This is a genomic window from Pedobacter antarcticus (genome assembly GCF_900103515.1).
Classification (GTDB): Bacteria; Bacteroidota; Bacteroidia; order Sphingobacteriales; family Sphingobacteriaceae; genus Pedobacter; species Pedobacter antarcticus.
Window position 1 is genome coordinate 1 of sequence record NZ_FNGZ01000020.1, and the last position, 10932, is coordinate 10932.

The window sequence follows — 10932 nt, forward strand, 5'->3', positions numbered from 1 at the left end:
AGTAGAATACTGTTGTTTGTTCTTCATACTAACTTCTTTCAATAATATGTCATTGTTTATGCAGCGAATTAATCTATGATTGTTAGCTGTACTAACATTAAAAACATTTAGGTGCCTATATCGGTGGTGTCCACCTCTTCCCATTCCGAACAGAGAAGTTAAGCCCACCAGAGCCGATGGTACTGCGGTAACACGTGGGAGAGTAGGTCGGTGCCAAATCTTAAAGAAAGCCTGTAGTGAAAACTACAGGCTTTTCTTGTTTATCAGGTTTTTTCTGCTGAAGCATATTCATACTATAATTCTGGTGAGGCAGCTCCGCTGCACTTCTTTAATCGCATTGCGAAATAACCTCTATTCATTATCAGGCTACAACTACCAATGATCAAACTACATAATTATTTGTTGTTTACAGGTTGTTCCTTCTTAAAGCCTCCTCTGTTTCAGAAGATTAGCCCCTAATTACACCTTGCGGTTTTAATGAGATTAAAACAGAGGCTGTAAGTTCTTTGGACGCCCTAAAATTTGATGGAGATATATATTTACCGTACGACTGTGTTATACAAAAAAACGAAGACTATATTAGTGTTACCAAATAGTAGCGTAACTCAATCTTTATGGAAAAAAAAGTCACTGTTCCTTATCCTTTGAATATTTGTGACGAGGATCGCGATAAGTATTTGCCACATTTATCTTACACATTAAATGAACAACGCGTAAAATACCTAAAAAACGTTTTTGTGACTTCTTCCGGTTTTTGTATGAACCATAAAGGCCTAATTGAAGAAAGCCACCATAACTATCCGCTTCAGATTAATGATTATAGAAATGAAGCCGCAAAATGTTACTACGACGCTGTAGATAATCCGGAAAACTTGATCGTACTCGATGATGACAAAACTTATTTAACAATTCATCACCCCTGGTTTAACTACTATCATTGGATTTGTGAATCTATATTCCGTTTATGGATGGTCAGAAAGAAGCTTGATACACTTATTTTAATTTTGCCGGAATATTATAGAGACGCCGATTTTATCATGGGCTCAATTGAACCGTTTAATATTAAAAATATCTTTTTTGTACCAAACGGTAAAAGTGTGTTAGTCAAAAATCTTTGTTTACCGCAGATTAAGCCGGAATGTGATTCCTATAATGGTATGCACGTACGGCAAATTAGAAGATTTTACAGCCAATACGTTTTTACGGTTAAACCAGTAATTACGAATCGGATAGAAAGATTGTATGTCAGCAGGAAACTTGCCGGAAGACGTGCCATAATTAATGAAGACGAGATTCTAACTATAGTCGAAAAGTATAATTTTGATATCTTTTATCCTGAACGTCATAGTTTTTTAGAACAGGTTGCCATTTTTTCTCAAGTAAAATATCTCGTAGGTACACATGGGTCTGGTCTTACCAATATGCTTTTTATGGCGTCGGGGACCTCGCTTTTAGAGCTGCATAAAAACAAAACCAACGAGCTCGACCACCCGAGTCCATTATTTTGGTATATGGCAGAAGCATTAGGCATTAAATATTACCATCAGCTTTGTGATACCTATGGCCGAGAGGACTATTTCGAGGGCGATTATATGATAGACGCAAAAATTTTTGAAAGAAACCTATTAAGTATGTTGAGCGGCTAGCTTAAGCGTAAAAAATTTCCCATTAATTTTCACGAAACTGTCTCCAGTCGTATTATGTATATGGTTGTAACGAATATGTTATGTAACTGGTTAGTTAATAGCAGTTAACAGGTGGCCTGTCTCCGTAGGTTAGATTTCACGTCTTATTTTACCATGTGTATTTTAATCTCAAATTAATTTTGCTTTTACAAAATGTTATTATTACGTTTAGTTAACCAAATATATTAAAACCAGATTTTACTTCTTTTCTTCCGGATTCATTGCTGCTGTCCGTCTGTTTTGCGGTTATTTTTTAGTTTTTGAATATCTAACGGATATTATATGCCATTTTTTACTAAACGCTCCAATGCCGAAGCATCCGTAATTAATCTTTTAAAATATTTAAAGATCTCCATCGATCCGGATAGTGTTATTGATGAACTAGAGAAACACCCTGATTATCCCAGCATGCTTGCTGTAAGCGACGTGCTAACCGCATTAAAAATTGAAAATAGTGCCTTTAGAGCGGAATCAGATTTGCTGGGTGAATTGCCTTTGCCGTTTTTAGTCAACCTCAATACCAATGGCGGAGAATTTGCAGTTGTCACTAAAATGGATGCTAATTATGTTTATTTCGCCGACGAAAGGAAAGAGGTAAATAAATTGACCCTTGACAACTTTAAATCAGCATTTGGTGGCGTCGTGCTTATTGCGGAACCGAATAGTAAAATTGTTGCCAATCGCAATTTGCTGTTATCGGCTTCCAAGTTTAAACCGGCTGTGTTAACAGCAGGCTGTTTAACGATTTTACTATTACTTTTGTACGGCAGTGGTTATTTCTCAAATTTAACATGGACAATTGCGTCACTATCTCTCGTCAAAACCGCTGGATTAATTGTCTCCATTTTATTATTAATACAATCGGTTGACAGCAATAATCCAGTTATTCAAGTGCTTTGTCAGCCCGGAGATAAAACAGACTGTAACGCTATATTATCTTCGAAAGCTGCCAAAGTGTTTGATGGGCTTACCTGGAGCGAGGTAGGCTTTTTTTATTTTGCAGGAACCTGGTTACTACTACAATTCGGCGGAAGTTTGGCCGGGTCACTAACTGTATTAGCGATGCTGAACTTTGTTAGCCTGCCATATACAGTCTATTCGATCTATTACCAAGCGCGTGTAGCCAAAAAGTGGTGTATATTATGCTGTTCCATACAGATCATATTATGGCTGGAATTTATACCGCTGGTCATTAATGCGTCTTCAACTCATTTTTATTTCGACTTTACAAATTACGAAGTTTTGCGATTAATGGTGGTAAGCTTTTTATCTCCCATTCTATTGTGGCTGATACTAAAACCATTGTTTCTTAAACTGCAGCAGGTGAAACCCCTTAAAGAACAATTGCGCAAGTTTAAATATAACAGTGAGCTATTTAACAAGTTACTTACTGAACAGCCGCAGTTTAAGCAGCCTGATGAAAATTGGAGTATAGTGCTAGGCAAAGCTGAGGCTGGTAACGTGATAACTATGGTAAGTAATCCTTATTGCCAGCCTTGCGCAAAAATGCATAAGCTGCTTAACGAAATTGTAGATCAAAATGGTGACCTGCAGGCGCGCATAGTGTTCACCGCGGAAAATACCGAAACAGATCTTCAAACGCCAATAACCAGGCATTTAATGGCTTTAAATGCACTAGAGGATAAAACAATGGTAAAAGATGCATTGCATGACTGGTACGAACAAAAGCAAAAGAATTACCAGGCATGGGCTAAGGCGTATCCGGTAACACTAATTGAAACCGACTATCATAAGCTGGATGCGCAAAGGGAATGGTGTGAGATGGCAAAAGTAGCTTTCACACCAACGATGCTTATAAATGGACATTTAATACCTTCTAATTACCAGTTGACTGATTTGAAATATATGCTGCAATAGACAATTTGTTAAATTAAAGGAGTATGCGCTTTATAAAATGCATATCGCTCAAATTACCGGAGCGTGGTTACGGTAAAATTTCCAAATTCTTATATTATGAAGATTGAAAAATTAAGCCTAAGTAACGTAAAAAACGTACTAAGCAGAGCTGAACTAAAAAGTATTATGGCTGGTAGCGGTACAGGTGGCGACGGTGGATCTCCCTTTACTCCTGGTGGCACTGGAAGTGGCGCATGCGGAACACATTATTCTTATTGCATTTCCGGACCCAATACAAATTGCTGTTCAGGATTGACTTGTTATCAATCGAGCTGTATCTAATAAGCCCATGGGCATAGAGGCGGCGTAAACGTTACCTCTATGCTTATTTGATAATTATTTATCAAGGTCTAAGATGACGTTATACCATAAATGAAAAAGGTCTTACTATTTACTGATGTTGATTTTTGGGAACGATGCTCGGGACATAGGGTGCGAATAGCAGCTTTGATACAATATTTATCTGCTCATTTCTGTTTAACAGTGGTCGCCACTGGTCCTGCTCATGATAGCGTTGAAAGCCTGGTAAGAAATAAATACGGGATCGAATTAGTCATTCTGGAACATGCAAGACATTTGGATTCAAATGACTATGGTGCAAAGTTGAAATCTTTATTGGAAAGCAGACACTTCGATGTATTAATCGTCGAGTATATCCATAGCAGTTACTGTTTAAATTTCTTGCCATACGATTGTCATGTGATCCTGGATACCCACGATATTATAAGTGAACGTACCGCGCAATTTAAAAAGTTTAATTATGGAGGTAGCTTATATGAAATGCAGGACAACGACGAAGCAGATATATTTAACATCTACGACCATGTGATGATGATAAACCAGCCTGATTTTGATAAGGCATGCTTAATGGTTGACAGGCAGAAAGTTTTGCTTTGCCCTCACCCCAGCGAAATTTATTGTCATGAATTGAGGCCTGAAGTTAGGAAAATTGCTTTTATCGCGAGCTGCTACTTACCCAATGTTGATAGTATTAACCATTTTGTGGCGCATTGTTGGGATAAAATACGTGCAAAATACGATGTGGAACTTGACATTTATGGTACCGTATGCACCGAAATCAATTGCTCAGACAAAAAGGGAATAAATCTGAATGGCTTCGAAAGCGACCTTCATAAAATTTATGAAGAAGCTGATATCATAATCAATCCGGTACGTTTTGGGGCAGGGCTAAAAATAAAAAACCTTGAAGCATTGGCGCATGGTAAACCACTGGTTACCACCCGTCACGGTGCAAGAGGAATGGAGACAGGTGCAAATGGAGTTTATTCAATCGCTGATGACGACGACGCATTTATAGCGGCACTATCAGAGTTAATTCAAAACAGATATTTGAGAGAAACCAGGCAGCGGCTTGCGCACGGTTTTATAACAAAAAATTTTTCATCATCAGAGTGTTTTAAGCCATTATACGATGCTATCACAGAATTTGATATTACGCAGTGATATCGTTAATCTACAATACTGTTTTAAACTGTGTCTATTTTGGTCAAAGGCCTTTTAAAGTGTCAAAATGAACATGAAAAGACTTAAGAGTATAGGTATGGTAATCTGTTTTTACGGGAAGTTACCGTGGTACTTTGATTACTTTGTACATTCATGCGGTTATAATCCGACAGTCGATTTTTATGTTGTTACAGATAATTTCTCTTACAACAAATCACTTCCACTCAATGTCAAGCTCATATTTAAGCCATTGGAAGAACTTAAAGAGCTCATTAATACCAAACTTGGTTTTGACACCAACATAACGAACGCATATAAGCTCTGTGATTTTAAGCCGGCTTACGGACATATTTTTTCTGAGTTATTGGTTGGCTATGATATATGGGGACATTGTGATATAGACTTGGTTTTTGGGGACATCAGAGGATTTATGAATGATGATATTCTTGACCAGTATGATATAATCAGTTCAAGGCCGGACTGGATACCAGGTTGTTTTTTATTGTTCAAAAACACTTCAAAAATGAATTTGCTGTATACGCACAGTAAAGATTATAAAAAGGTGTTTAGCAGCAATGTTCATTACTGTTTTGACGAGACTAATTTTACTCACCGGCAGTTTGAAGAAGAAAAACCATTTAACGAAATAAAAAGTGAGATAGAAAGCATGATGCATGTTGTAAAGAAAATGGAGTCATGCGGTTATATTAAACCCTATTTTGATATGCATATTATAGAAGGTGGAAGCCCGGGCCGGCTAAGGTGGGAAAACGGAACACTCATTTATAAAAACAGGTTTGAGGTGTTGTTGTATCATCTTATTGATTTTAAAAGACACTTTATACCACCAAAAAGAGATCCTCAAATTAAAGAGACCTTTACTATAAGTCAAAAATATATATATAATGGGCGAAAAACTGGTTTAAAGACTATAACATCGTAGTTGCTACAGATGGCACCCATTTCGATTCACCATACACTTTGTATAACGAGGTGTGTAATTTGAAGAAACATTTAGAAGATGAGCTTTCCCTTTTACCAGCAATTTGACAGCATGGATTGCGGCCCGACCTGCCTGCGTATGATAGCAAAGCATTATGGTCGTACTTATAGTCAAAAAACAATGAGCCGCCTTTGTGAAATTAACAGGGAGGGCGTTTCACTGCTTGGCATCAGCGATGCAGCCGAAAAAATAGGGTTTCGTACTTTAGGAGTAAAACTAAGCAACGAACAGTTAAAGGAGGCAGAATTGCCATGCATATTACATTGGAGGCAATATCACTTCATAGTCCTGTACAAAATCAAAAATAATAAATATTATCTTGCTGACCCAGCTGGAGGGCTATTCGTTCTTGATGAAAAAAGCTTTAACAAAAGTTGGCAGCAGGATAAGGATCAACTTGAAGGTATTGCATTATTAATATCTACAACTCCGCGATTCTATGAGCAGGATAATGAAAAAGCGATGGAAGTGCGGTGGTCGTTCCTGCTGAAATATTTAATCCTTTACCGTGGATTGATTATTCAGCTGCTTTTCGGACTGGGTATTGGCAGTATATTGCAATTAATAACGCCTTTCCTGACGCAATCAATCGTTGACATAGGTATCAATACAAAAAATTTAAATTTCATTTATATAATCGTTATCGCACAGATAGCACTCATTATAGGCCGGGTAAGCGTAGAGTTCATCCGATCTTGGATCTTACTGCATATTAGTACCCGAATCAACATCGCTATCCTCACGGATTTTTTAATTAAGCTCATGAAGCTCCCGATGAGTTTTTTTGATGCTAAAATGACGGGAGACATTATGCAACGTATTAATGACCAGAGAACGATTCAATCTTTTTTAACAGGGGCAACGCTTACCACAATTTTCTCCATGTTCAACCTGATTGTATTTTCTATCGTTCTGGCTTATTATAATATGTCGATATTCTTTGTATTTGCTATTAGTAGTTTGCTTTATATCGCCTGGATAATATTGTTTTTAAAACATCGCCGTGAGCTAAATTATAAAAGCTTTGACGTATCTGCTAAAAACCAAAGCAGCATCGTACAACTAATTAGCGGCATGCAGGAAATAAAATTAAACAACTGTGAGCAACAAAAGCGCTGGGAATGGGAACATATCCAAGCCCGGCTTTTTAAGTTCAACGTAAAGACACTTGCCCTTAGCCAGTACCAGCAAGGAGGCGCTACCGTAATCAATGAGGGTAAGAACATATTAATCACTTTTTTGAGTGCCGAAGCTGTTATTAATAATCACCTGACTTTGGGCGCTATGGTTGCTGTGCAATATATTGTGGGTCAGTTAAGTAGCCCCATCGAGCAATTATTGGGTTTTATACAGGGTTTTCAGGATGCTAAAATCAGCTTGGAGCGGCTTAACGAGATACATCAAATGAATGATGAGGAACCAGCCGGTAAGGAATTGAGTCAGACGTTGCCGGAAAATAAAAGTATATCAATAAACAACCTGACTTTTCGTTATGCTGGTGCAGGTAATGAGCCAGTGCTGGAAAACGTTAGTCTGTATATTCCCCAAGGTAAAACGACAGCTATAGTAGGCATGAGTGGCAGTGGCAAAACAACGATACTTAAATTGCTACTCCGGTTTTATGAGCCGCAAAATGGTGAGATAAAAGTAGGGCAGCAAAACATAAACAACATCCGTTTTAAAACATGGCGGAGTCAATGCGGGATTGTGATGCAGGACGGCTTTATATTTTCGGACAGTATTGAACGCAATATAGCTGTGGGAGACGAATACCCGGATAAGAAAAAGGTTGCCCATGCCATTAAGGTGTCCAATATTCGTGATTTTATCGATGAGCTTCCTCTGGGCCTCAACACCAAAATAGGTGCGGAGGGCAACGGCATAAGCCAGGGGCAGCGCCAGCGTATCCTGATTGCACGTGCTGTATATAAAGATCCTGAATATTTGCTATTTGACGAGGCAACAAACTCTCTCGATGCCAATAACGAGCGTGTTATTATGGATAATCTGCAGGAGTTTTTTGACGGTCGCACAGTGGTTATTGTGGCGCATCGTTTAAGCACGGTAAGCAATGCGGATAACATTATTGTACTCAATAAGAGTCAAATTATCGAACAGGGCACGCACCAAGAGCTTACGGCGCTTAAAGGAGATTATTACAGCTTGGTAAGGAATCAACTGGAGCTAGGGACGTAGGCTATTTCAATCATAAACAAGATTAAAGATTCATTTGCACATTTGCTCCTATATAATTATTATGGCTTTAATATTCGATAAAGAAAAGGACGACGAAACCAGGCACAGCAGCGATGTACAGGATATTATTACAGCGGTTCCTTCATGGATCTTGCGCTGGGGCATCACCTTGTTTTTTATTTTGCTTGTATTGCTCATTGGTCTTTCCGCGCTTATCAGGTATCCGGATATAGTTAAAGCATCGCTAAAAGTCGTTTCTCCAAACGCGCCAAAGCCTGTTATTATGAACTCATCCGGCAAGCTTATAAAAATTTTAGTGAAAGAAAATGAAAGCGTTAAGGCAGGGCAACCATTAGCTCTTTTAGAAGGCACTGCCGACCACGAGGCAGTAATGAAGATGCTTGCCCAACTTCATTTACTACAAAAGGAATTGGCGCAAAACCAGCCTACTGCAGATAAGGAGCTTTTTATGGTCGATTATACACGCTTTGGAGAATTACAAATTGCTTACCAATTGTTTTGCCAGGAATATTTATTGTACAAATTAGCGGTACAAAAAGGATTTTATGGTGAAAAAAGTGTTTTATTACAGCGGAAACTGGTTGATATTGAGAAACAAAAAAATCAATTAAAGGAGAAGGCAAAATTCGCACAGGCATTAAACAGTATGATAACACAGGCGGAGGATTGGAAAAATAAATATGTTTTGACAGCTTCGCAAGCGGGGAAAATAAGGTTTGCAGGTATCATTCACACGAACCAGATTCTTGCTGTTAACCAAGAGGTGTTTTATATTAACTCTGAAGATGAGCAGTTTTTTGGCGAGATGGCCATATCGCAAAATAGCATGGGTAAGATTAAAGAAGGCCAGGAGGTGCTGGTAAAGCTTAAAAGTTATCCATTTGAAGAGTATGGTATGATTAGGGGGACGATCATTTATTTATCGGAGATTCCTAAAGACAGCATATTTACGTCAGTAGTTAATTTTAAGGTGACTAACTCTTCAGATCAAAACAAACCAATTCTCCTTAAACAGGGCATGATGGCCGATGCAGATATTATTACGCAGGATGCTACGATTTTTCAAAGGCTGAGCTGGAACGTTTTAAAAGCTTTCGGATCTAATTAGAGGAATATGTCAGCAAGAAACGGGATTTGATGTCCGCTCGAAAGCAGTTAAATGAAAATAAGGCAACCCCAATCGGGTCATTTGTGAAAGTGCAATCATTAACAATATTACCAGTAGCGGGAACAACCCTACTGGTAATATTGTTAATGACTAAGGCATTAAATGTCATATGACGTTAGGCATAATGATGAACACATCGCAAACTATTTTTTAACAGATCTACAAATATTTCTGCAGAGTCCTTCGCGTTGATCTTCTGATGTTGGATATTAATGTTGTGTATACGTATAGTTTTAATGTGCACTACCATCTTGTTTTCGATCGGGATTACATTTCGATAATCTTAAAGAAGAAAAGTATGGTGGAAAACGAGGTCACAGCTTATATTGATCCGCTTGGCAATTTTGGTTTTAAACGGATCTTTAGCAGCGAACCGAATAAGGCTTTACTAATTGCCTTTCTGAATAAATCTTCCAGGGCAAAAAACATATCATCGACCTGGTCTGTAACCAAATTGAATATCCTGCGAAATATAAGGACTATATACCACCGAAAAGAGGCAACAAATACTGATTGAGGTTCAGTAGAGCAAACAAGAGAATTTCTTCTACCCACAGTGAACCCACAGTGAACCCACACGCTACCCACAAGAATAGCTTAAATCGTAGGTAGTTTGTGGGGTATTAAATAGTAATAAGGCTTTCAGCCGAATAAGATGAGCAGATAACTTATATATATACTATAGTTTATAATCTCATCGATCATGGTCACATTGTTCTTTTTGATTTGTTTATGAGTGCAATAATGATTTTTGCCTCTTAATAAATTATAAACGGCTGGTTGAAGAATTGAAATGTTTGGTGTCTATGTGGTTTTTACCAGATTTCTGAGGAGTCAATTTTCTGGTGATCAATAACCGGTTATTTTTCTGACTGAACAACAGTGTTTTAGCGGTATTATACAAATAAGTCAGTAATATTGTTTGGCGGTAGGAATAATTTTCCTACTTTTGCAACCCGCTTCGGAGGAAGGGAAATGTGAGAAGGTAAGAGAAAAAGAGAAGGAATTGAAAGGATGTAAAGGAAGGTTTTAGAAGGCCGGCTTGGGGAGATCGAAAGATCGCCTGTTGGTAATTAAAAGGAAGGAAACTCAGAAAAAAAAAAAAAAAAAAAACCTGCCTAAATTAAAAAAGATTTCTACCTTTGCAGTCCCAACAAAAACGGGAAAATGTACGACGGATGTCGCCACATTGATTAACAAGATTGAAACGAGGAAAAATCTAAACAGACCTGGACTATAAGACCAGAGAAACACAGGATAAGGAATCGCAACAGATATAGGCAGCCGAGAGGTGACGCCGAGAAGTTCATTAAAGAGATGTCATTTATAAAGAAACAGGGTAAACAGGTACAGCTTCAAAGTACATGAAATACTTACCTGGATTTCGAGTCAAGTCTGACAGACAAATAAGAATACAGACTATTATTAATACAAGTTAAGAATGGTCAGTTTCAAACCAACATTTTACAATGGAGAGT

At 38.0% G+C, this 10932-nt stretch carries 7 protein-coding genes and 1 rRNA gene; all 8 read left to right on the forward strand.

What is annotated here, in order from left to right:
• Positions 1 to 107: 107 nt before the first annotated feature.
• The 8 genes from rrf (at position 108) to BLR53_RS19605 (ending at position 9394) form a co-directional block, all read left to right on the forward strand.
• A 5S ribosomal RNA gene (gene rrf, locus BLR53_RS19575) occupies positions 108 to 219 on the forward strand.
• A 395-nt stretch (positions 220 to 614) separates the two neighbouring features.
• Positions 615 to 1646 carry a glycosyltransferase family 61 protein gene (locus BLR53_RS19580; RefSeq protein ID WP_074591860.1) on the forward strand — a complete coding sequence of 344 codons (1032 nt, stop codon included), beginning with the start codon at positions 615 to 617 and terminating at the stop codon, positions 1644 to 1646.
• A gap of 321 nt (positions 1647 to 1967) precedes the next feature.
• On the forward strand, positions 1968 to 3563 hold the full coding sequence (locus tag BLR53_RS19585; protein ID WP_074591861.1) for a cysteine peptidase family C39 domain-containing protein: 1596 nt from the start codon (positions 1968 to 1970) through the stop codon (positions 3561 to 3563).
• 96 nt (positions 3564 to 3659) lie between these two features.
• Entirely contained in the window at positions 3660 to 3884 is a 225-nt protein-coding gene (locus BLR53_RS19860) for a hypothetical protein (RefSeq protein ID WP_143007922.1), read from the forward strand.
• Between the two features lie 90 nt (positions 3885 to 3974).
• Positions 3975 to 5066, forward strand: a complete 1092-nt coding sequence (locus tag BLR53_RS19590) for a glycosyltransferase (RefSeq protein WP_083332145.1) — start codon at positions 3975 to 3977, stop codon at positions 5064 to 5066.
• 73 nt (positions 5067 to 5139) lie between these two features.
• On the forward strand, positions 5140 to 6009 hold the full coding sequence (locus BLR53_RS19595) for a DUF6625 family protein (protein ID WP_074591866.1): 870 nt from the start codon (positions 5140 to 5142) through the stop codon (positions 6007 to 6009).
• Positions 6010 to 6087: 78 nt separating this feature from the next.
• Positions 6088 to 8265: a peptidase domain-containing ABC transporter gene (locus tag BLR53_RS19600; RefSeq protein ID WP_074591863.1), complete on the forward strand. Its 2178-nt coding sequence runs from the start codon at positions 6088 to 6090 to the stop codon at positions 8263 to 8265.
• 61 nt (positions 8266 to 8326) lie between these two features.
• Positions 8327 to 9394: an HlyD family secretion protein gene (locus BLR53_RS19605; protein ID WP_074591864.1), complete on the forward strand. Its 1068-nt coding sequence runs from the start codon at positions 8327 to 8329 to the stop codon at positions 9392 to 9394.
• The last annotated feature ends 1538 nt before the right edge of the window (positions 9395 to 10932 follow it).